17 protein-coding genes are annotated in these 21,255 nt (G+C 63.8%); 4 read left to right on the top strand and 13 right to left on the bottom strand.

Features of this window, described 5'->3' with window-relative positions; all coding sequences use genetic code 11:
- Positions 1-49: 49 nt before the first annotated feature.
- Positions 50-1,936, bottom strand: a complete 1,887-nt coding sequence (gene ftsH, locus KHN96_RS19080) for an ATP-dependent zinc metalloprotease FtsH (protein WP_062738432.1) — start codon at positions 1,934-1,936, stop codon at positions 50-52.
- A gap of 128 nt (positions 1,937-2,064) precedes the next feature.
- Entirely contained in the window at positions 2,065-2,730 is a 666-nt protein-coding gene (locus KHN96_RS19075) for an RlmE family RNA methyltransferase (protein WP_045787887.1), read from the bottom strand.
- A gap of 108 nt (positions 2,731-2,838) precedes the next feature.
- Here KHN96_RS19075 and KHN96_RS19070 point away from each other — a divergent pair, with 108 nt between their 5' ends.
- Positions 2,839-3,339 (top strand): YhbY family RNA-binding protein, encoded by a 501-nt coding sequence (locus tag KHN96_RS19070; protein WP_045787096.1) that lies wholly within the window; start codon positions 2,839-2,841, stop codon positions 3,337-3,339.
- 52 nt (positions 3,340-3,391) lie between these two features.
- On the opposite strand, the gene KHN96_RS19065 is transcribed toward KHN96_RS19070, so the two are convergent.
- The 8 genes from KHN96_RS19065 to gloB form a co-directional block, all read right to left on the bottom strand.
- Positions 3,392-3,859 (bottom strand): DUF4149 domain-containing protein, encoded by a 468-nt coding sequence (locus KHN96_RS19065; RefSeq protein WP_062738431.1) that lies wholly within the window; start codon positions 3,857-3,859, stop codon positions 3,392-3,394.
- A 22-nt stretch (positions 3,860-3,881) separates the two neighbouring features.
- Complete coding sequence (gene greA, locus KHN96_RS19060) at positions 3,882-4,358, bottom strand: transcription elongation factor GreA (RefSeq protein WP_045787098.1); 477 nt, start codon at positions 4,356-4,358, stop codon at positions 3,882-3,884.
- Positions 4,359-4,553: 195 nt separating this feature from the next.
- Positions 4,554-7,799, bottom strand: a complete 3,246-nt coding sequence (carB, locus tag KHN96_RS19055; protein WP_045787099.1) for a carbamoyl-phosphate synthase large subunit — start codon at positions 7,797-7,799, stop codon at positions 4,554-4,556.
- Between the two features lie 16 nt (positions 7,800-7,815).
- Positions 7,816-8,490: a leucine efflux protein LeuE gene (gene leuE, locus KHN96_RS19050; protein ID WP_062738430.1), complete on the bottom strand. Its 675-nt coding sequence runs from the start codon at positions 8,488-8,490 to the stop codon at positions 7,816-7,818.
- A 21-nt stretch (positions 8,491-8,511) separates the two neighbouring features.
- On the bottom strand, positions 8,512-9,648 hold the full coding sequence (gene carA / locus KHN96_RS19045) for a glutamine-hydrolyzing carbamoyl-phosphate synthase small subunit (protein WP_062738429.1): 1,137 nt from the start codon (positions 9,646-9,648) through the stop codon (positions 8,512-8,514).
- Between the two features lie 313 nt (positions 9,649-9,961).
- Positions 9,962-11,878, bottom strand: a complete 1,917-nt coding sequence (gene prpE / locus KHN96_RS19040; protein WP_062738428.1) for a propionate--CoA ligase — start codon at positions 11,876-11,878, stop codon at positions 9,962-9,964.
- 143 nt (positions 11,879-12,021) lie between these two features.
- Complete coding sequence (locus tag KHN96_RS19035) at positions 12,022-13,569, bottom strand: transglycosylase SLT domain-containing protein (RefSeq protein WP_062738427.1); 1,548 nt, start codon at positions 13,567-13,569, stop codon at positions 12,022-12,024.
- A 114-nt stretch (positions 13,570-13,683) separates the two neighbouring features.
- The gene (gene gloB / locus KHN96_RS19030) at positions 13,684-14,523 is read right to left on the bottom strand and encodes a hydroxyacylglutathione hydrolase (protein WP_062738426.1); all 840 of its coding nucleotides are present in this window, start codon (positions 14,521-14,523) and stop codon (positions 13,684-13,686) included.
- Between gloB and KHN96_RS19025 the strand changes: the two genes are divergently transcribed.
- The 3 genes from KHN96_RS19025 to KHN96_RS19015 all read left to right on the top strand — a co-directional run bounded on the left by KHN96_RS19025 (position 14,522) and on the right by KHN96_RS19015 (position 16,307).
- Positions 14,522-15,430 (top strand): class I SAM-dependent methyltransferase, encoded by a 909-nt coding sequence (locus KHN96_RS19025; protein ID WP_181817395.1) that lies wholly within the window; start codon positions 14,522-14,524, stop codon positions 15,428-15,430. The two genes, gloB and KHN96_RS19025, sit on opposite strands and share 2 nt — an antisense overlap.
- Before the next feature lie 43 nt (positions 15,431-15,473).
- Complete coding sequence (gene rnhA, locus KHN96_RS19020) at positions 15,474-15,929, top strand: ribonuclease HI (RefSeq protein WP_045787105.1); 456 nt, start codon at positions 15,474-15,476, stop codon at positions 15,927-15,929.
- Between the two features lie 99 nt (positions 15,930-16,028).
- A complete protein-coding gene (locus KHN96_RS19015) occupies positions 16,029-16,307 on the top strand; it encodes a DUF1488 family protein (protein ID WP_045787106.1) in 279 nt (92 codons plus the stop codon).
- Positions 16,308-16,337: 30 nt separating this feature from the next.
- Here KHN96_RS19015 and KHN96_RS19010 read toward each other — a convergent pair whose 3' ends face one another.
- The 3 genes from KHN96_RS19010 to KHN96_RS19000 form a co-directional block, all read right to left on the bottom strand.
- A complete protein-coding gene (locus KHN96_RS19010; protein ID WP_045787107.1) occupies positions 16,338-17,846 on the bottom strand; it encodes a SpoVR family protein in 1,509 nt (502 codons plus the stop codon).
- An 81-nt stretch (positions 17,847-17,927) separates the two neighbouring features.
- Entirely contained in the window at positions 17,928-19,190 is a 1,263-nt protein-coding gene (locus KHN96_RS19005) for a YeaH/YhbH family protein (protein WP_045787108.1), read from the bottom strand.
- A 45-nt stretch (positions 19,191-19,235) separates the two neighbouring features.
- Positions 19,236-21,158 (bottom strand): PrkA family serine protein kinase, encoded by a 1,923-nt coding sequence (locus KHN96_RS19000; protein ID WP_045787109.1) that lies wholly within the window; start codon positions 21,156-21,158, stop codon positions 19,236-19,238.
- Positions 21,159-21,255: the final 97 nt, after the last annotated feature.

Genomic DNA, 21,255 nt, shown 5'->3' with positions numbered 1-21,255 from the left:
AAGCCGGTGCACGTGCACCGGCTCCTTTGCGTCGCCGCCGGGGCGGCAATTATGCCGTCGCCGGCACGTTGCCCGGATTCACACCGGCCGGCGTACCACCACCCGGCGGCGTGCTGCCGCCACCCGTGGAGCCGTAGCGCGGCGGACGCGGCGGCTTGCCGGCCATGATGTCGTTGACCTGATCGGCGTCGATGGTTTCCCACTCAAGCAGCGCGGCGGTCATCGCCTCGACCTTGTCGCGGTTGGCTTCGAGCAGGCCCTTGGCCAGGGCGTACTGCTCGTCGACGATCCGGCGGATTTCCGCGTCGACCTTCTGCTGCGTTGCCTCCGACACCGTCTTCGAAGCCATCCGGCCAAAGAAGCCGTCCTGCTCGGTATCGACATAGACCATCGTGCCGAGCGTATCGCTCATGCCGTAGCGCGTCACCATGTCGCGGGCCATCTTCGTCGCACGCTCGAAGTCGTTCGAAGCACCGGTGCTCATCGCGCCCAGGAAAACCTCTTCCGCTGCACGGCCGCCGAACAGGATGGCGATCTCTTCGAGCATCGTGTCCTTGTACGCGTAGTGCTTGTCGTGCTCAGGCAGCTGCCAGGTCAGGCCGCCAGCCCAGCCGCGCGGCATGATGGTCACCTTGTGCACCGGGTCGGCCTTGGGTAGCAGCTTGGCCACCACAGCGTGACCGGATTCATGGTACGCGGTGGCGCGGCGCTCTTCTTCACGGATGACAGCTGACTTGCGCTCCGGACCCATGTAGATCTTGTCCTTCGCGTCTTCAAAGTCCTGCATGTCGACCACGCGCTTGTTGCGGCGAGCGGCAAACAGCGCAGCCTCGTTGACGAGGTTGGCCAGGTCGGCCCCCGAGAAGCCCGGCGTACCGCGTGCCAGCACCGAGGCATCCACGTCGTTGCCGATCGGCACCTTGCGCATGTGGACCTTGAGGATTTGCTCGCGGCCGCGGATGTCGGGCAGGCCCACATAGACCTGGCGGTCGAAACGGCCCGGACGCAGCAGCGCCTTGTCCAGCACGTCAGCACGGTTGGTCGCCGCGATGACGATGACACCGGAGTTGGCCTCGAAACCGTCCATCTCGACCAGCATTTGGTTCAAGGTCTGCTCGCGCTCGTCGTTACCGCCGCCCATCCCCGCGCCACGATGACGGCCCACCGCATCGATTTCGTCGATGAAGACGATGCAGGGTGCCTGCTTCTTGGCGTTTTCGAACATGTCGCGCACGCGGGCCGCGCCCACGCCGACGAACATTTCAACGAAATCCGAGCCGGAGATGCTGAAGAACGGCACCTTGGCCTCGCCGGCAATGGCGCGCGCCAGCAGCGTCTTACCGGTACCCGGAGGGCCGACCAGCAGCACCCCGCGCGGGATGCGGCCGCCCAGCTTCTGGAATTTCTGAGGATCCTTCAGGAAATCGACCAGTTCGACGACTTCCTCCTTCGATTCGTCGCAACCTGCCACGTCAGCGAACGTGACACTGTTGTTGTTCTCATCGATGAGCCGCGCCCGGGATTTGCCGAACGAGAAGGCGCCGCCTTTCCCGCCCCCCTGCATCTGCCGCATCATGTAGAACCAGAACACGATGATCAGCAGCGTGGGGCCCAGGTAGTAGAGCGCGGTGAGAAGCACGCCCTGTTCTTCTTCCGCCTTGCCGGTCACCTGCACACCGTACTTCATCAGGTCGCCAACCATCCAGATGTCGCCCGGCGAGATGAGGGAATACTTGTTGCCTTCGTTGGGCGTGACCAACAGCGTGCGGCCCTGGACTTCGACGCGCTTGATCTTGCCGCCCTTCGCGTCGTCCATGAATTGCGAATACGTCACACCCTCTTGGGCGCGCGGCTTGTCGAACTGCTTGAAGACGGTGAACAGCACCAAGGCAATCACCAGCCAGATGGCCGCCTTCTGGAACCAGTTGTTATTCAAGGCGAGACTCCTTTAGAAATGCCTTGACGGGATGCTTGGCATTGTAATGCACGGACACCGCCGCGGGTTGATTGGCGGCAAACCGGAACTCCCGCCCTGTCGCCGGATGCTACCCCGTGTATCGTCCGTCAGCCCGCATGCTTGAGCTGCCGTCCCAGCAGGAACGTTTCGGAAGACTTGTCGCGGGAAGCCTTGGGCTTGCGCGGCGCCACGATCTTGAAATGGCGCTTGAACATCTCGACGATCTGACTGTAACCGCTGCCGTGAAAACATTTGATCAGCAAGGCGCCTTCGGGTTTCAGGTGTGCCATGGCAAATTCGACAGCCAGTTCGGCAATGTGCTCCATGCGCGCGGCGTCCGCCGACGCCACGCCTGAGAGATTGGGGGCCATATCCGACAAAACAAGGTCCACTTTGCCACCGCCTGTGGCATCCAGGACGATCTTTTCGAGCTGCTGGAAGACGTCCTCCTCGCGGAAATCCCCCTGGATGAACGTGACGTCGGCAATCGGCTCCATCGGCAGGATGTCGATGGCGACGATGGCACCGTCGATCCGGCCATCCTTGGCGCGCGGCGAGGCGGCCAACTTGTTGCGCACGTACTGGCTCCAGCTGCCCGGTGCGGCGCCGAGATCCACGATGACCTGGCCAGGCTTGATCAGCTTATCCTGCTCGTCGATCTCCTTGAGCTTGTAGGCCGCGCGCGCCCGGTAACCCTCGCGCTGCGCCAGCTTCACGTACGGATCGTTGATATGGTCGTGCAGCCACGACTGGTTGAACTTGTTCTTAGCCATCGAATTGGTTGCAATATCGCCCAAACGTCGCGCCAATCATGGCGGCTTGGACTGATTTTGGCGGATAATACGCGCCGTTTGTCCATTTGCGCGATCCCGCCCTCATTTATGCCCGCCCTTACCCTCACCCCTGCCCAGCGATCGGAACTGCGCTCGGAAGCACATGCGTTGAATCCGGTCGTCATCATCGGTGCGGAGGGCCTGACCAAGGCCGTTCTGGCCGAAATCGACCGCTCTCTGGCCGCACACACGCTGATCAAGGTGCGCGTGGCAGGCGATGACCGCGAAGCGCGTATCGAAATCTACGACACCATCTGCGCCCGCCTGCAGGCAGCGCCCGTGCAGCACATCGGCAAGCTGCTGGTGATCTGGCGAGAAGGTCCGGCCTATCTGAAGGAAAACCAGCCGAAGGACCTGAAGCCGCCCCGCAAGACTTCCGTCGGCGCCGGCCCGCGTTCCGTGGTGGTGCGCAAGCCCAACCCGAACAGCACGCGCCGCCCCAAGCCGATTCGCCTGAGCGTGCTCGGCAACGAGCGCGTCACCGCCGGTGGCAATGTGAAGCGCGCCAAGCCGCGGCAGTCCAGCCAGAAGAAAAAGGCGCTTTCCTGATTCGTTTCTGGCCTGCACAAAGATCGACCGGCTTTACGCCGGTCTTTTTTTGTCAACCGCCTTGCCGGATACCTGCCGCTTTCCAGACGAGCACCAGGCCGAGCAGGCTTTCCACGAGATAGAAGATGCTCGACACACCGTGGAACATGCCAAAGCGGGCGCGGTAAGGCGAATCGCCGACGGCCACGCCCAGCGTATCGGCCTGTTCCCGCAGCGACGCCATGAACGGTTGCAGCCCGAAGTAGCCGATCAGCACGCAGAGCAGCATGGCCAGCACGAGCCAGCGCACCGCCCTGTAGCGGACCTGCCCCCGCCGCACCAACGCCGTGGCGGTCAGCAGCAACAGACAGCCCGTCGCCAGGCCGATCCACGCCTGCGCGTGAAAAAGGCGGCCCGCGATCGAGCCGGCAAGCTGGCGGTCCTCCAACATGGCAAACAGCGTCGGCGCGACGATGTAGCCGATCGTCCAGAGCGAACCGCACCACACCGTGACAAGCAACTGGAAAAAGCGCTGCGGCATGGTGTTCGACTCCGAGTGTGCGTTAGAGGTACTTGACCGCGACGACTTCGTACTCGCGCTCGCCACCCGGGGCGACGACGGTAGCGACGTCGCCTTCGTACTTGCCGATCAAGGCGCGCGCAATCGGCGAACTGATCGAGATCTTGCCGGTTTCGAGGTCCGCTTCGTCGTCCCCGACGATCTGGTAGGTCACGGCCTTGCCGGAATCGAGGTCTTCCAGATCGATCGTGGCGCCAAAAACGATGCGGCCGTCAGCATCCAGCGCGGCCGGATCGATGATCTGCGCTGCGGCCAGCTTCGATTCGATCTCCATGATGCGGCCTTCGATGAAGCCCTGGCGCTCCTTGGCGGCATCGTAGTCGGCGTTTTCAGACAGATCGCCCTGGGCGCGAGCCTCGGCGATGGCGTTGACGACGGCCGGACGCTCCTTGGTCTTCAGACGCTGCAGTTCGTCTTTCAGCATCTCGGCACCGCGTTTGGTAATCGGAATGGTGCTCATCGTAAGTAATTCGGAATCACAAAAAAATCAGCCGCTGCGAAGCGGGAGGGCGCGTAGCGCACACCCGCCTGACGGCGGCTGTCGTTGTTTTGACACGGACGCTGTAGTGTAGGCGAACCGTTCGGAGGCGGCAACTGCCCCCCCGTGGGCGGCCCGCCGCGACGCGATGCCGCGCCGCGGGTTCTGACGAACGCCTTACAGGGCGGCGTGCAAGCCCTGGAGGTCGTACACGTCTAGATTCTGCATGTGCTTCAGGCCCTCCACCGCAGCGCGGGCGCCGGCAATGGTCGTGTAGTACGTCACGCGCTGGGCCAGGGCGGCCTGGCGGATCGAACGCGAGTCGGCAATCGCCGTGCGCGTCTCATCGACGGTCGTGAACACGAGCGCGATCTCGCCGTTCTTGATCATGTCGACGATGTGCGGACGGCCGTCCTTGACCTTGTTCACCACGCGCACGGGAATGCCCGCGGCTTCGATGGCCGAGGCCGTACCGCGCGTCGCGACGATCGGGTAGCCCAGCGTATGCAGCGCGCGGGCCACTTCCACGGCCTGCGGCTTGTCGCTGTCCTTGACCGTCATCAGCACGGTGCCCTTCTCGGGCAGGCGCGAACCGGCGGCAAGCTGGCTCTTGAAGAGCGCCTCGCCGAAGGTCTTGCCCACGCCCATCACCTCACCGGTGGAGCGCATTTCCGGTCCGAGCACCGGGTCGACGCCCGGGAACTTGTTGAACGGGAACACCGCTTCCTTGACGCTGTAGTACGCCGGCACGACTTCCGTCTCGACGCCCTGCGAATCCAGCGACTGCCCCGCCATGCAGCGAGCTGCAACCTTGGCCAAAGGGACACCGGTCGCCTTCGAAACGTACGGCACCGTGCGCGAAGCACGCGGGTTCACTTCCAGCACGTAGACGATGTCTTCGCCGCCCTTCTGCTGGATGGCAAACTGGACGTTCATCAGGCCGACGACGTTCAGCGCCTTCGCCATCGCGGCGGTCTGGCGCTTCAGTTCGTCGACGGTCGCCTGCGACAGCGAGTACGGCGGCAGCGAGCAAGCCGAGTCGCCCGAGTGCACGCCGGCCTGCTCGATGTGCTCCATCACGCCGCCGATGAACACGCGCTTGCCATCGGAGAGGCAATCGACGTCGCATTCGATGGCGTCGTTCAGGAAGCGGTCGAGCAGCACGGGGCTGTCGTTCGACACCTTCACGGCTTCGCGCATGTAGCGCTCGAGGTCGCGCGGCTCGTGCACGATCTCCATCGCACGGCCGCCCAGCACGTACGACGGACGCACCACCAGCGGGTAGCCGATCTCCTCGGCCAGCTTGAGCGCTTCGTCTTCGGCACGCGCAGTGCGGTTGGGCGGCTGACGCAGGCCGAGTTCGTGCAGCAGCTTCTGGAAGCGCTCACGGTCTTCGGCGGCGTCGATCATGTCCGGCGACGTACCGATGATCGGCACGCCGTTGGCTTCCAGGTCCAGCGCAAGCTTCAGCGGCGTCTGGCCGCCGTATTGCACGATCACGCCGACCGGCTTTTCCTTGTCGACGATCTCGAGCACGTCTTCCAGCGTCACCGGCTCGAAGTACAGGCGGTCGGACGTATCGTAGTCGGTCGAGACGGTTTCCGGGTTGCAGTTGACCATGATGGTCTCGTACCCGTCTTCGCGCAGCGCCAGCGCGGCGTGCACGCAGCAATAGTCGAACTCGATGCCTTGGCCGATGCGGTTCGGGCCACCGCCCAGGACCATGATCTTCCTGTTGCCGGTTGGCTCGGCTTCGCACTCGCCATGCTCGGCTTCGTACGTCGAGTACAGGTAGGCCGTGTTGGTCGCGAATTCAGCGGCGCAGGTATCCACGCGCTTGTAGACCGGGCGCACCTTCTCGGCGATCCGCTTTTCGCGCACGGCCTTGGCCGTCGTCTTCATCAGCTTGGCCAGGCGACGGTCCGAGAAGCCCTTCTGCTTGAGCAGACGCAGTTCAGCAGCCGACAGGCTGTCGAGCGTGCGGGCCTTCACCAGCGCTTCGGTCTTGACGATGTCTTCGATCTGCGCGAGGAACCACGGGTCGATGGACGTCTCGGCGTAGACCTCGTCGATCGACAGGCCCAGGCGGAATGCGTCGCCCACATACCAGATGCGGTCCGGACCGGCTTCGCCGATCTCTTCGATGATCTCGTCGCGGTCGGTGGACTTTTCATCCAGACCGTCCACGCCGACTTCCAGGCCGCGCAGCGCCTTCTGGAACGACTCCTGGAACGTACGGCCCATGGCCATCACTTCACCGACCGACTTCATCTGCGTGGTCAGGTGGCTGTCGGCCTGCGGGAATTTCTCGAACGCGAAGCGCGGCACCTTGGTGACCACGTAGTCGATCGACGGCTCGAACGACGCGGGCGTCACGCCGCCGGTGATCTCGTTCTTCAGCTCGTCCAGCGTGTAGCCCACCGCCAGCTTGGCAGCGACCTTGGCGATCGGGAAACCGGTGGCCTTCGACGCCAGCGCCGACGAACGCGACACACGCGGGTTCATTTCGATCACGATCATCCGGCCATCCTTCGGATTGATCGAGAACTGCACGTTCGAGCCGCCGGTATCGACGCCGATCTCGCGCAGCACGGCCAGCGAGGCATTACGCAGGATCTGGTATTCCTTGTCGGTCAGGGTCTGCGCCGGGGCCACGGTGATGGAATCACCGGTGTGGATGCCCATCGGGTCGAGGTTTTCGATCGAGCAGACGATGATGCAGTTGTCGGCCTTGTCGCGCACGACTTCCATCTCGTATTCCTTCCAGCCGAGCAGCGATTCTTCGATCAGCAGCTCGTTGGTCGGCGAGAGGTCGAGACCGCGTTTGCAGATCTCTTCGAATTCTTCGCGGTTGTAGGCGATGCCGCCGCCCGTGCCGCCCAGCGTGAACGACGGACGAATCACGATCGGGTAGCCGCTCGTGCCGGTTTCCTTGGCGATCTGCGACTGCACGGCCACGGCTTCGTCCATCGAATGTGCGATGCCCGACTTGGCCGAACCGAGACCGATCTTGGTCATCGCGTCCTTGAACTTCTGGCGGTCTTCGGCCTTGTCGATAGCCTCGGGCGATGCGCCGATCAGCTCGACGTTGTACTTCTTCAGCACGCCGTGGCGATGCAGGTCCAGCGCGCAGTTCAGCGCGGTCTGGCCGCCCATCGTCGGCAGGATCGCGTCGGGGCGTTCCTTGGCGATGATGCGCTCGACGACTTCCCAGGTGATCGGCTCGATGTAGGTCACGTCGGCCGTGTTGGGGTCGGTCATGATCGTGGCCGGGTTGCTGTTGACCAGGACCACCTTGAAACCTTCTTCACGGAGCGCCTTGCAAGCCTGCGCGCCGGAGTAATCGAATTCACACGCCTGGCCGATGATGATCGGACCCGCGCCGATGATCAGGATGGTTTTGATATCTGTACGTTTTGGCATAACCCGCTCGATTCGATTAATTCAGTGTGGCCGTCGCCAGCTTGGCGGAAAAGCCGATAAACATGGCGCCGACGCCGCTGCTCATACCGGCAGACAAACGTCGTCGCGCGCGGAACGCCGCGGCCAGCCGCGCGCCCACGAAGATGATGGTGGTCAGGTACAGGAAGCTGCAGATCTGGCAGACCAGCCCCAGCACGACGAACGACACCACCGGCAGCGCGTAGTGCGGATCGACGAACTGGATGAAGAACGAGATGAAGAACAGGATCGCCTTCGGGTTCAGCAGGCTGATGATCAGCGCCTTCTTGAACGGGTGCGACTCGTCAGCCGGCGCCGCGTCTTGTGGGACGGACTCGCCGGCCTTGCGCACGCGCCCATTGCGCACCGCGCCACGCAGCATCTGCAGGCCGATCCACGCCAGGTAGGCCGCACCGATGTACTTCACGACGTAGAACAGCGCCGGACTCGCTTTCAACAGCGAAGCCACGCCCGCTGCCGACAACACCATCAGGATGGCATCGCCCAGGAACACGCCGCACGCGCCCTGGTAGCCCGCGCGCACACCGCGGCGGGCCGCCACCGACAGCACGTACATCGAGTTCGGGCCCGGCAGCAGCACGATGAAGATCGTGCCGAGCAGGAAGGTCCAGAACTCGGTGATGCCGAAGTGCGCGAGCATGAAGGCGTTCATTGTGGATGCGCTCTCGTTGCCTTACTGCTTGGCTGCGTCCATCGCCGCGGTGAAGCGGTCGAACAGATAGCCGATGTCGTGTGGACCGGGCGACGCTTCCGGGTGGCCCTGGAAGCAGAATGCCGGACGATCCGTCAGTTCGAAGCCCTGCAGCGTGCCGTCAAACAGCGAAACGTGCGTCACGCGTGCGTTGGCCGGCAGCGATTCGGGGTCCACTGCAAAACCGTGGTTCTGCGAGGTGATGACCACGCGGCCGTCCTGCAGATCCTTGACCGGGTGGTTCGCGCCGTGGTGGCCGGTCTTCATCTTGAGCGTCTTGGCACCGACAGCCAGGCCCATGATCTGGTGACCCAGGCAGATGCCGAACGTCGGCAGGCGGCGCTCCAGGAATTCCTTGGCAGCGGCGATGGCGTAGTCGCACGGTTCCGGATCGCCGGGGCCGTTGGAGAGGAAGACACCGTCCGGGTTATGCGCCAGCACGTCGGCTGCGCTGGTTTGCGCCGGCACGACCGTCACGCGGCAGCCACGCTCGGCCAGCATGCGCAGGATGTTGAACTTGACGCCGAAGTCGTACGCGACCACGTGGTACTTCGGGGCTTCCTGCTTGCCGTAGCCGCGGCCCAGCGCCCATTCGGTCTGGGTCCACTCGTACGGTTCGGTCACGGACACGACCTTCGCCAGATCCATACCCGACAGGCCCGGGAACGAGCGCGCCAGGTCGATGGCCTTCTGCACGTTGTCTTCGCCCGCGAGAATGCAGCCGTTCTGGGCGCCCTTCTCCCGCAGGATTCGGGTCAGCTTGCGGGTATCGATGCCGGCAATGGCGACGACCTTCTCACCCTTGAGGTAGTGCGAGAGCGAGTGCTCCTTGCGGAAGTTCGACGCCAGGATCGGCAGATCCTTGACGATGAGACCGGCGGCATGGACTTTCGTGGCTTCGACATCCTCACGGTTCACACCGACGTTCCCGATATGCGGGTACGTGAGCGTGACGATCTGGCGCGAGTAGCTCGGATCGGTGAGGATTTCCTGGTAGCCGGTGATCGCGGTGTTGAACACCACTTCGCCGATCGTATGACCGGCCGCACCGATGGAATAGCCACGAAAGACCGTGCCGTCTGCAAGCGCGAGAATGGCGGGCGGGAAAGACGGCAACACGGGTAGCTCCTGCTGGATTCACCCTGTGCCGACCTGAACGTCTTGGCGCCAAAGCGGAATTCCGGCTGCGCGGAATCCGGGCCGTTTGCGCGCTGCACCCGGGGCGAATTCACCGGAAAGCAAGGCAGACGGGGCGGTTAGACGGGAGGTAGGAAGCGGTAGGCGCTAGGGTGAGGGGTTTCTGAACTCAAACCTGAAAAGTATACCCTGACGCCACAAAAAACTCAATAAAAGGAAGGACTTAACAGTGGACGGGCGCGGAACCGTGACCCCCGGGTGGCCCGTCCCGGCCGCACCAAAACCGCCGGAAGCGTCACTTGTTCGCGCCCTCTGCGCTTTGCATGGCAGCCTGCACCTGGGCCAGCGCCGTCGGGTCTTCGATGGTCGTCAGATCGCCCGGATCCCGGCCTTCGGCCACGGCCTGCATGGCTCTGCGCAGAAGCTTGCCGGAACGCGTCTTCGGCAACGCCCCCACGAAGAACACGCGCGCCGGCCGGGCCACGGCGCCAAGCTGCGCCTCGACGGTACGCATCAGTTCGCCCTCCAGCGCAAGGCGGTCCGCCGCTTCGGCCACACGCGAGGCATCGCGCACGATGGCAAACGCCATCGCGACCTGGCCCTTGAGCTGGTCGGCCACACCCACCACCGCCACTTCTGCAATCGCAGGATGCGACGACAGGCTCTCCTCGATCTCGCGCGTGCCGAGGCGATGGCCGGCCACGTTGATCACGTCGTCGGTCCGGCCGAGGATCGTGACGTAACCGTCCTCATCGCGCACACCCCAATCGAAGCTCGAATAGATGTGCTGGCCGGGGAAGGCCGACCAATACGTCTTCAGGAACCGCGCATCGTCGCCCCAGACCGTACTCATGCAGCCCGGCGGCAACGGCGCCGCCACGGCCAGCAGCCCTTTCTCGCCGGGGGCGCATGGCTGCCCGGTCGCCTCGTCCACGATATCGAGCTTGTAGCCATACACCGGAAAGCCAGGCGAGCCCAGCTTCTGCGTGGATGGCTCCACCCCTTGCGCAATGGCCAGCATTGGCCAGCCGGTTTCCGTCTGCCAGTAGTTGTCGACGATGGGCTTGTCCAGCGCCTGGCCGATCCAGCTGGCGGTCGGCTCATCCAGCGGCTCGCCGGCCAGAAACAGGCGGCGCAGGCTCGACACGTCGTGACGCTGCAGCAGCGCCGGGTCCTGCTTCTTGAGCACGCGAATGGCCGTCGGGGCCGTGAACATCACATTCACACGGTATTGCTCGACGATACGCCACCAGATCGCGCCATCGGGGCGAATCGGCGTGCCTTCGTACATGACCGTCGTCAGGCCGGCGAGCAGCGGCGCATACACAATGTAGCTGTGCCCCACGACCCATCCGACGTCCGACGCCGTGAACATCGTGTCGCCTGCCTGCGCCCCGAAGATCAGAGGAATCGATGCAGCCAGCGCCACCGCGTAACCGCCGGTGTCGCGCTGCACCCCCTTCGGTTTGCCCGTCGTGCCCGAGGTGTAGAGGATGTACGACGGCTCGCTTGATTCCATCCATTCGCAGGGCACCTCGGCATCGGCGTAGCGACCACTGAAGGACGCGTAATCCACATCGCGCGCATGGCGCTGCAGCGGCGCGAGCTTGCGATCGACGAGCAGCACGCGCTCGGGCTTGTGCGCGGCCATGTCGATGGCGGCATCGAGCAGCGGCTTGTATTCGACGATCTTGCCCGCGCGCGAGCCCGCGTCGGCGCTGACGATGACGCGCGGTGTGGCGTCGTCGATGCGCGTGGCGAGGCTGTTGGACGCAAAGCCGCCAAACACCACGGAGTGGATCGCGCCGATGCGCGCGCAGGCCAGCATGGCGAACGCGGCCTCCGGAATCATCGGCAGATAGATCAGCACGCGGTCACCGCGCTTGACGCCCAGCGCCTGCAGCGTGGCCGCCATGCGGTTCACTTCGCGGTGCAGCTGCCGGTACGTGTAGGTCGTCTCGATGCCCGTTTCGGTGGAAACGTACACCAGCCCCGGCTGCTCACCCCGCGTGGCCAGATGCCGGTCGATCGCGTTGTGGCAGAGATTGGTGCGCCCGCCCACGAACCACCGCGCAAACGGCAGGCGCGAATCATCGAGCACAGCGGAATACGGCGTCTGCCAGTCGATGCGCCGGGCCTGCTCGTCCCAGAAGCCGGCAGGATCGTCGATGGAGCGCTGATACAGCGCGCGGTATGCGGCGGACATGGGCATGACGTTGTCTCCTGGCCATCGTGTTCGACGGCTCGATATGGATGTGCGGGATCTGCCTACTGTGCAGCCCTCAACTTACGCGGGTCTTACCCGCGCCAAAAGCAAAACGGCGCCCCGCAGGACGCCGTCTCATCTTGCTGGCCTCAGCGCTTCTTGCGCTTGGCCGATGTGCTTGCCACCGGTTTGGCTTTGACGACCGGCTTGCCGGCCACCTTCGCCGTCGGTGCGCGTGTCGCAGCCGCGGTGGCATGCGCTCCCTTCGTCGACACGCGGATCGCGCGCACCTGCGAGGTGGCGCGTCCGCCGGCGCGCGCCTGCGGCAGCATGAGGACCACGTTGTGGCCACGCGGAATGGCGTCGCCCGGCAACTGGTTCCACGCGCGGATCTGGGCCACCGACACCCCGTAGCGCCGCGACAGCGCCGTCACCGTATCGCGCCGACCGGCACGCACGACCACGCGGCGCAGGTCCGGCATGTCGGGCTCCACGGCCATCGTCGCGTTCTCGGCCAGTTCCGGGCTGATGTCCGGCGCATCCGTCTTGGCACCATCCGCGCGCGGCACGACCACCGTGGATCCGGCCTTCAGGCGCATGCCCTTCGGGATCCGGTTGATCTCTCGGATGGTATCCGGGTCCACCTTCAGCCGCGCCGCCAGCGCTTCCACCCGCTCGCGGTTGCCAACCGTCACCGCGGTCCAGCTCGACAGGCCGCCACGATACGTGTTCAGGTTGTACTGGAACGTTTCAGCGTTGTCGTACGGCAGCAGGATCTGCGGGTTCGACGCACCCAGGATCACCGGGCGGTTGAACGAAGGGTTCAACGCCTTGAATTCGTCCATCGGCAGGTTGGCCAGCTTGGCCGCCAGAGCCACGTCGATGTCGCGCGACGTGGTGACGGTCACGAAATACGGATGGTTCGGAATCTCGGGCAGCGTGATGCCGTAACGCTCGGGGTTGGCGATGATGTTCTTCACCGCCTGGAGCTTCGGCACATACATGCGCGTCTCGGCCGGCATGTTGAGGTTGACGTAATCCGTCGACAGGCCGGCCGCCTGGTTGCGGGCGATCGCGCGCGCGACGGAACCCTCCCCCCAGTTGTACGCTGCCAGGGCGAGCTGCCAGTCGCCAAACTGGTCGTGCAGCTTAGAGAGATAGTCGAGGGCGGCGTCCGTCGAGGCGAGCACGTCGCGGCGCTCATCCTGGAAGACGTTCTGCTTGAGGTTGTAGGTTTTGCCGGTGCTCGGGATGAACTGCCACATCCCGGCCGCCTTGGCGGTGGAAACAGCCTGCGGATTGAACGCACTTTCCACGAACGGCAGCAGCGCCAGTTCGGTGGGCATGTTGCGCCGCTCCAGCTCTTCAACGATGTGATACAGGTAGCGGCTCGAGCGCTCCACCATGCGGCGGAACGCGTCGGGGCGCTGTGCATACCAGTCGGTACGGTCGTCCACGGCCGAGCTTTGCAGGTCGGGCATGGAGAAGCCCTGGCGAATGCGCGCCCAGAGATCCTTGGCGGGCCCCTTCAGGGACGCCACGGGCTGCTGATCGACATTGACGACCGGCGCAGCGGCCTGGCCGGTGGAGGTGAAAGCGCTTGTGCCGGCTGTGTCGGCATTCGGCCCGGGGGCCGTGGCACAGGCCGCGAGAAGCAGACTGAGCACAGATGCCGCAAGAAGTCGCACGGATCGCATCAAGTTCTGAGGGGTTGGACCTGAAAATTGCCCCCGATAGTATGAAAGGCATCCCGCCGCGTCAACCCGCGTTCACCCGCCATTCGGCCTCGGCACGCCCGCCGACACATCTTTTCAACGGAAACCGTTCTTCCATTCGCGCAGTGCGGCGAAGACCGACACCGGATCGTCGGCATCGACGCCGGCATGGCGCGCCACCGCCTGCGTCACATCGGGCTCATCCGACCGCATGAACGGGTTGGTCGCGCGCTCGTGGCCGACGGTGGTCGGCACGGTCGATCGGCCCTCGGCCCGCAGCGCGGCCACTTTGTCCTCCCAGGCAGCGAGCGCAGCGTTGCCCGGTTCGACGGCGCGCGCAAAGCGCACATTCGAGACAGTGTATTCGTGCGCGCAATAGACGCGTGTGTCGGGCTCCAGCGCCGCCAGCTTGCCGAGCGACGACCGCATCTGCGCGGGCGTCCCTTCGAACAGCCTGCCGCAACCCGTGGCGAACAGCGTGTCGCCGCAAAACAGGCTGGCGGGAGCCCCCTCGCCCTGCAGGCGACCGACATAGGCGACGTGGCCGCTGGTATGGCCGGGCACGTCAATCACACGGAATATCGCGGCTGGCTGCGCGAGCGTGACGACGTCGCCCTCTTGCACGGGCTGAGTGCAGCATGGAATCGATTCGCGCGCTGGGCCGATCACGGGCAGCGGCGTGCCCTCGGGCGTCTGCGGGTATGCCGCCACCAGTTCACGGACCCCGCCGACATGATCGCCGTGATGATGTGTGATTACAATGGCACCGAGCGCGAGCCCGCGTTCGCGCAGGAAGCGCAATACCGGCTGCGCATCGCCCGGATCGACGACAGCGGCCACGCGGCCATCGTGAAGTGCCCAAATATAATTGTCGGTAAACGCAGCGATCGCCTCGACCTCAAGCGCGACTACAGGCGGCACACCACCCTGGACCATGTCCGACTCCTCTAACGATCGTCGCATTATAGATTGGCACCACTGGCTCGCTTCGCCGCCTGGGCAATACGTCCTGCGCTGGGAGCAGGCCCAGTTCGATCGCACCGTGGCCGACATGTTCGGCTTTCATGCATTGCAGCTTGGCCACCCCGGCTTTGGCGCCTTGCGGGAAAACCGCATCCCGATGATCGCCCGCGTGGTGGACGACATCGACCCGAACGCGCCCATCGAGACACTGGACCCGATGGACGGCGACCCCGCCGAGCCCCCGAACAACCCTGCAGAAGGCGAAGCCGATCCCGCCGCACTCCCGCGCCAAGCCACACCGCGCGTCGTGTGCCGCTATGACGAGTTGCCGTTTGCCTCGCAGAGCATCGATCTGGTGGCCCTGCCGCACGTGCTGGAATTCACGGACGACCCGCACGAGGTCTTGCGTGAAGTCGCCCGCGTGCTGATGCCCGAAGGCCGGCTCGTCATCACCGGATTCAACCCGCTGAGCCTGTGGGGCATGCGCCAAGGCATGCGGCGGCTGGGCACCGAGTCGTTCCTGCCGGCGCAGAGCCAGATGATTGCCTTCACACGCCTGAAGGACTGGCTCAAGCTGCTCGGATTTGATATCGTGCGCGGCCGTTTTGGCTGCTACTGTCCACCCAACCGCACCGACAAATGGCTGCAGCGCACCGCCTTCATGGAAAAGGCCGGCGACCGCTGGTGGCCGATCTTCGGCGCGGTGTACATGCTGCAGGCGGTCAAGCGCGTGCGCGGCATGCGCTTGGTCGGGCCCGCATGGAAGGCCCGCAAGTCGCCAGCGCTGGTGCCCGCCGGGACGCCCGTCGCCACGCCGTCCGGTTCGCATTCGACGAAGACGCCGCCGGCTGCGGCATGCGACGGAAACTCCGGCGCCTGAGGCCGCCGGGCAGCCGCCCTCTCATCCCTTACCCATTGTTTTCATGCAGGAAGTCACCGTCTATTCCGATGGCGCATGCAAGGGCAATCCCGGCCTAGGCGGCTGGGGTACCGTGCTGGTCTCGGGCAATCACGAAAAAGAACTCTTCGGCGGCGAGGCGCTCACCACCAACAACCGCATGGAGCTGATGGCGGTGATCGAGGCCTTCCGCGCGCTCAAGCGCCCGTGCCGCGTGACGGTGTACACCGATTCGCAGTACGTGCAGAAAGGCATCAGCGAATGGCTGCCCGGCTGGAAGGCGCGCGGCTGGAAAACCGCCGACAAGAAGCCCGTGAAGAATGACGACCTGTGGCGCCTGCTCGATCAACTCATCGTCGGACACGACGTGAGCTGGCACTGGGTCAAGGGCCACGCCGGCCACCCCGGCAACGAGCGCGCCGATGCGCTGGCCAACAAGGGTGTGGAAATGGCGCGGCAGGCGGCGCAGGCCGGGGCCTAGCAAGCGGCAACGCATAACGGCATTGCATTCGCCCCGTTGCGCCATACACTGGAGGCAGGCGACGCGCGGGGCATCGCCGTTTTTTCATGGAGGCCGGCCATGAAATCCATCGAATTCCACGCCAGCCCGCCGCGCTATTGCGCAGCGGACCTCACACTCACCTGCACCGCCAGTGTCGACGGCACGCCCGCCTGCTATGCGGTGACGGCCGAAGCACTCGAGGAGCACTTCGGCGCCCGTTCATGGCGCCAGGAAGACCTGCTGCAGGCCATGGAAACACACCGCGGCACCATCGAAGACATGGCGCGGTCGCTTTTCAAATTGACCGACTCGCACAACATCGTGCTGCGCAGCGGACATTTCCGTTTCGGCATGTAGCTATCCGGGCGGCGGCCCGCGCCGGAACAGTCAATCCGGCTTGCATTCGTATTTCATCTCGCGCCGCCCATCTTCGTAGACCACCTCGAGCCGGCACGTGAAGCCCCACAGGCGAACGACGTGCCGGAGCATCTCTTCGTAATTCGAGGCCAGCGGGCGGCGGCCGCTCTGCAGGTGGCGCAGCGTCAGCGAGCGGTCTCCGCCGATGTCGACATGGGTCACCTGGATGTTGGGCTCCATGTTGGACAGGTCGTACTGGCTGGCGAGCAATTCGCGCAGCATGCGGTAGCCGTCCTCGTCGTGGATGGCGGTCACGCGCAACTTGGCGTCGCGGTCGTCGTCGAGCACGGAGAAGAGCTTCAGCTCGCGGATCACCCGTGGCGAGAGGAACTGCAGCAGGAAGCTCTCGTCCTTGAAGTTGCGCATGGCGAAGTCGAGCGTCTCGCGCCAGTCGCTGCCGGCGATCTCGGGCGCCCAGCGGTAATCCTCGTCGTCGGGCGTCTCGCAGATGCGACGGATGTCCTGGAACATGAGAAAGCCGAGCGTATACGGGTTCAGGCCGTTGTAGTACGGGCTGTTGAACGGCGGCTGGTAGATCACATTCGTATGCGCCTGCAGCAGTTCCAGCATGAAGGCATCGTTGACGAGCTTCTCGTCGTAGAGCTTGTGCAGGATGGTGTAGTGCCAGAACGTCGCCCAACCCTCGTTCATCACCTTGGTCTGGCGCTGCGGGTAGAAGTATTGGGCGATCTTCCGCACGATCCGCACGATCTCGCGCTGCCACGGCTGCAACTTGGGCGCGTTCTTCTCGATGAAGTACAGCAGGTTCTCCTCCGGCTCGGGCGGGAACTGCGGCTCGGGTTCGCGCGTTTCGTCTTCCGCCGTGAGCGCGTGCGAGCGATGCGTCGGCAAGGTGCGCCACAGATCGTTGACCTGCGCCTCGAGGTACTTCTCGCGCTCGGCCTGGCGCGCCTGCTCTTCATTGATCGATAGCTTCTTGGGCCGCCGGTAGCGATCCACGCCGTAGTTCTGCAATGCGTGGCAGGAGTCGAGCAGCAGTTCGACTTCCTGCTCGCCGTAGCGCTGCTCGCATTCGGCCACGTAATTCTTGGCGAAGAGCAGGTAGTCGACGATGGCGTCCGCGTTCGTCCATGTGCGGAACAGGTAGTTGCCCTTGAAGAACGAGTTGTGGCCATAGCAGGCATGCGCGATCGTCAGCGCCTGCATCGGCATCGTGTTCTCCTCCATGAGGTAGGCGATGCAGGGGTTCGAGTTGATGACGATCTCGTAGGCCAGGCCCATCAGCCCACGCTGGTAGCCGCGCTCGGAGGCGAGGAAGTGCTTGCCGTATGACCAGTGGTTGTAGCCCAGCGGCAGCCCGGAGGACGCGTACGCGTCCAGCATCTGCTCGGCGGTGATGATCTCGATCTGGTTCGGGTAGGTGTCCAGCCCGAACTCGGCTGCGATGTGGGCGATGCTTTGGTCGTAGCGCCTGATCAGATCGAAGGTCCACTCCGAGCCCGTAGAAAGATAGGCCATGCTCGTTCCCGTTGGTCCATCACACACGCGGCATGATTGCCGGGGTGGGGCGCGTTGCCGTGGCGGCGCGATTGGCCGCGCTCAGGCGGCGCGCTTCTGAAACAGATCGTGCAGCACCGGATAGATTTCGTCGGCCTTGAGAATGCGCTGCATTGCAAAGTTGTCGTGCCCGGCTTTCACCGTAAGATACTCCTCCCACAGGTTCTGCGGTTCTGTGGACACCACCTCCACGTAGGCGTAGTACTGCGTCACCGGAAGGATCGTCTCGCGCAGCAGCTTGGCGCACAGCTCCGAATCGCCCGCCCAGTTGTCGCCGTCCGAGGCCTGTGCGCAATAGATGTTCCATTGGCTTGGCGAATAGCGCTCCTGAATCACTTCCGCCATGAGCTTGAGCGCACTCGACACCACCGTGCCGCCCGATTCGCGCGAGTGGAAAAAGTCCTCTTCGTTTACCTCTTTGGCCACCGTGTGGTGGCGGATGAACACCACGTCGATGCGCTCGTAGTTCCGCTTCAGGAAGAGGTACAGCAGCATGAAGAAGCGCTTGGCGAGATCCTTGCGCGTTTCGTCCATCGAGCCCGACACGTCCATCACGCAGAACATCACGGCCTGGGCCTGCGGGCGCTTGCGCATCACGCGATTGTTGTAGCGCAGGTCCAGTTTTTCGATGAACGGCACGCGGTCCAGGCACGCGCGCAGATGCCGCATTTCCTTCATCAGCGCCTGGGCATGCGGGCTGTAGGGGCCGTCCCTTTCCAGTTCTTCGTTGTATTCCTGCTCGAGCTCGTGCAGACGGCGCTGGTAGGGGCTGGACAGCGCGATGCGCCGCCCGATCGAGCTGCGCATCGTGCGCAGGATCGACAGGTTCGATGGCGTGCCGTCGAGCGAGAAACCGGCGCGCACCTTTCGCACCTCCGCGATCTTGGCCAGGCTGCGCTTGGCCAGATCCGGCAGCGCCATGTCTTCGAAGAAGAAGTTGAGGAAATCCTCGCGCGAGAGCGTGAAGATGAAGTCGTCTTCGCCTTCGCCCGAGTCGCTGGCCTGCGAGCCCGTTCCGCCGCTGCCCTGCTGGGGGCGGTCGAAGCTGTCGCCGCGGATGAACTCCTTGTTGCCCGGGTGAACGCCCTCGCGGCGCCCGCCCGGGCCATGGTGGAACATGGGCTCGGAGATGTCCTTCACCGGAATGGACACCTGGCCGCTCTGCTCGATGTCCATGATCTTCCGGCCCGAGACCGCCTTGGCCACCGCGCGACGGATCTGGTCTCGGTAACGCTTGATGAAGCGTTGCTTGTTGACGGCACTCTTGCCGCCGCCGTTTTCCCGCCGATCGATGATCGTGCCCATGTGACTGCCCTCTGTTGAAAGTGGTCTGCCCGGTGCGCTTTCCTCCTAAGACGACTTTCTCACGCGCAGATACCACTCCACCAGCAGGCGCACCTGCTTCTGGGTGTAGCCCTTCTCGACCATCCGGTTGACGAAGTTCTCGTGCTTTTCCTTGTCGTCATGCGACGACTTGGCGTTGAACGAGATCACGGGCAGCAGATCTTCCGTCGTCGAGAACATCCGTTTTTCGATCACCATGCGCAGCTTCTCGTAGCTCGTCCAGTTCGGGTTCTTGCCCCCGTTCTTGGCACGTGCGCGCAGCACGAAATTGACGATCTCGTTGCGGAAGTCCTTCGGATTGGAAATGCCCGCAGGCTTCTCGACCTTTTCCAGCTCGTCGTTCAGTGCACTGCGGTCGAGAATCTCACCGGTGTTCGGGTCGCGGTACTCCTGATCCTGGATCCACAGGTCGGCGAACACGACGTACCGGTCGAAGATGTTCTGCCCGTACTCCGAATACGACTCCAGATACGCAGTCTGGATCTCCTTGCCGATGAACTCCACATAAGGCGTCGTCAGGTACTCCTTGATGTACGACATCAGCTTGGCTTCCGTCTCGGGTGGGAACTGCTCGCGCTCGATCTGCTGTTCGAGCACGTACAGCAGGTGCACCGGATTGGCCGCCACCTCGGACCCGTCGAAGTTGAACACCTTGGACAGCACCTTGAAGGCGAAGCGCGTCGACAAACCCGTCATGCCCTCGTCGATGCCGGCAAAGTCGCGGTACTCCTGATACGACTTCGCTTTCGGGTCGACATCCTTCAGGCTCTCGCCGTCGTACACGCGCATCTTCGAGAAGATGTTCGAGTTCTCGGGCTCCTTGATGCGGGTGAGCACCGCGAACTGCGCCATCATCTTGAGCGTGTTCGGCGCGCACGGCGCGGCCGCCAGCGAGCTGTTGCGCAAGAGCTTGTCGTAGATCTTGACCTCGTCCGACACGCGCAGGCAGTACGGCACCTTGACGATGTAAATGCGATCCAGGAACGCCTCGTTGTTGCGGTCGGACTTGAAGCTCTGCCACTCCGCCTCGTTCGAGTGGGCGAGGATGACGCCATCGAACGGGATTGCGCCAAAGCCCTCGGTGCCCTTGTAGTTGCCCTCCTGCGTGGCCGTCAGCAACGGGTGCAAGACCTTGATCGGCGCCTTGAACATCTCGACGAATTCAAGCAGGCCGCGGTTGGCCAGGCACAGGCCGCCCGAATACGAATATGCGTCGGGATCGTCCTGCGGATAGTCCTCCAGCTTGCGGATGTCGACCTTGCCCACCAGCGACGAAATGTCCTGATTGTTCTCGTCGCCGGGCTCCGTTTTGGAAATGGCAATCTGCGACAGCACCGACGGATGCAGCTTCACCACCCGGAAACGCGTGATATCGCCATTGAACTCGTGCAGCCGCTTGACCGCCCACGGCGAAGCGATCGAGTTCAGATAGCGTTTCGGGATGCCATAGTCCTCCTCCAGAATCTTGCCGTCTTCCTCGGGCGAGAACAGCCCGAGTGGCGACTCGTGTATCGGCGAGCCCTTGAGCGCGTAGATGGGAATCTGCTCCATCAACGACTTCAGCTTCTCGGCAAGCGAGGATTTGCCGCCGCCCGGGGGCCCGAGCAGGTAAAGAATCTGCTTGCGCTCTTCCAGGCCCTGCGCGGCATGCTTGAAGAAGGAGACGATCTGCTCGATCGTATCCTCCATGCCGTAGAACTCCCGGAAGGCCGGATAGATCTTGATGACCTTGTTGAAGAACAGCCGCGACAACCGGGGATCATGATGCGTGTCCACCAGTTCGGGCTGGCCGATCGCGGCCAGCATGCGTTCGGCTGCGGTCGCATAAGCGGTCGGGTCTTTCTTACAGATGTCCAGGTACTCCTGGATGCTGTATTCGTCCTCTTTGCGAGCTTCGAAACGCGTTGCGTAGTGGCGGAAAATATCCATATCTCCCCCGTAGATTTCTTCCCGGGTTCGCCGTCGAGCGAGCGCCAGGCTAGTTCTTGCGTGCGTTGAATCCGGTGTTGCTGAATTCCACTGTAGA

It is taken from the genome of Ralstonia mannitolilytica, from assembly GCF_905397375.1.
GTDB lineage: Bacteria > Pseudomonadota > Gammaproteobacteria > Burkholderiales > Burkholderiaceae > Ralstonia > Ralstonia mannitolilytica.
Note: the sequence above shows the minus strand (reverse complement) of the source record. Positions and strands in the feature narration are given on the sequence as shown.

Coding starts and splice junctions, on each gene's coding strand:
- KHN96_RS19075 (WP_045787887.1), bottom strand. CDS start 2,730: ATGGCTAAGAACAAGTTCAACCAGTCGTGGCTGCACGACCATATCAAC.
- KHN96_RS19070 (WP_045787096.1), top strand. CDS start 2,839: ATGCCCGCCCTTACCCTCACCCCTGCCCAGCGATCGGAACTGCGCTCG.
- KHN96_RS19065 (WP_062738431.1), bottom strand. CDS start 3,859: ATGCCGCAGCGCTTTTTCCAGTTGCTTGTCACGGTGTGGTGCGGTTCG.
- greA (WP_045787098.1), bottom strand. CDS start 4,358: ATGAGCACCATTCCGATTACCAAACGCGGTGCCGAGATGCTGAAAGAC.
- carB (WP_045787099.1), bottom strand. CDS start 7,799: ATGCCAAAACGTACAGATATCAAAACCATCCTGATCATCGGCGCGGGT.
- leuE (WP_062738430.1), bottom strand. CDS start 8,490: ATGAACGCCTTCATGCTCGCGCACTTCGGCATCACCGAGTTCTGGACC.
- prpE (WP_062738428.1), bottom strand. CDS start 11,878: ATGCCCATGTCCGCCGCATACCGCGCGCTGTATCAGCGCTCCATCGAC.
- KHN96_RS19035 (WP_062738427.1), bottom strand. CDS start 13,569: ATGCGATCCGTGCGACTTCTTGCGGCATCTGTGCTCAGTCTGCTTCTC.
- KHN96_RS19025 (WP_181817395.1), top strand. CDS start 14,522: ATGTCCGACTCCTCTAACGATCGTCGCATTATAGATTGGCACCACTGG.
- gloB (WP_062738426.1), bottom strand. CDS start 14,523: ATGGTCCAGGGTGGTGTGCCGCCTGTAGTCGCGCTTGAGGTCGAGGCG.
- rnhA (WP_045787105.1), top strand. CDS start 15,474: ATGCAGGAAGTCACCGTCTATTCCGATGGCGCATGCAAGGGCAATCCC.
- KHN96_RS19015 (WP_045787106.1), top strand. CDS start 16,029: ATGAAATCCATCGAATTCCACGCCAGCCCGCCGCGCTATTGCGCAGCG.
- KHN96_RS19010 (WP_045787107.1), bottom strand. CDS start 17,846: ATGGCCTATCTTTCTACGGGCTCGGAGTGGACCTTCGATCTGATCAGG.
- KHN96_RS19005 (WP_045787108.1), bottom strand. CDS start 19,190: ATGGGCACGATCATCGATCGGCGGGAAAACGGCGGCGGCAAGAGTGCC.
- KHN96_RS19000 (WP_045787109.1), bottom strand. CDS start 21,158: ATGGATATTTTCCGCCACTACGCAACGCGTTTCGAAGCTCGCAAAGAG.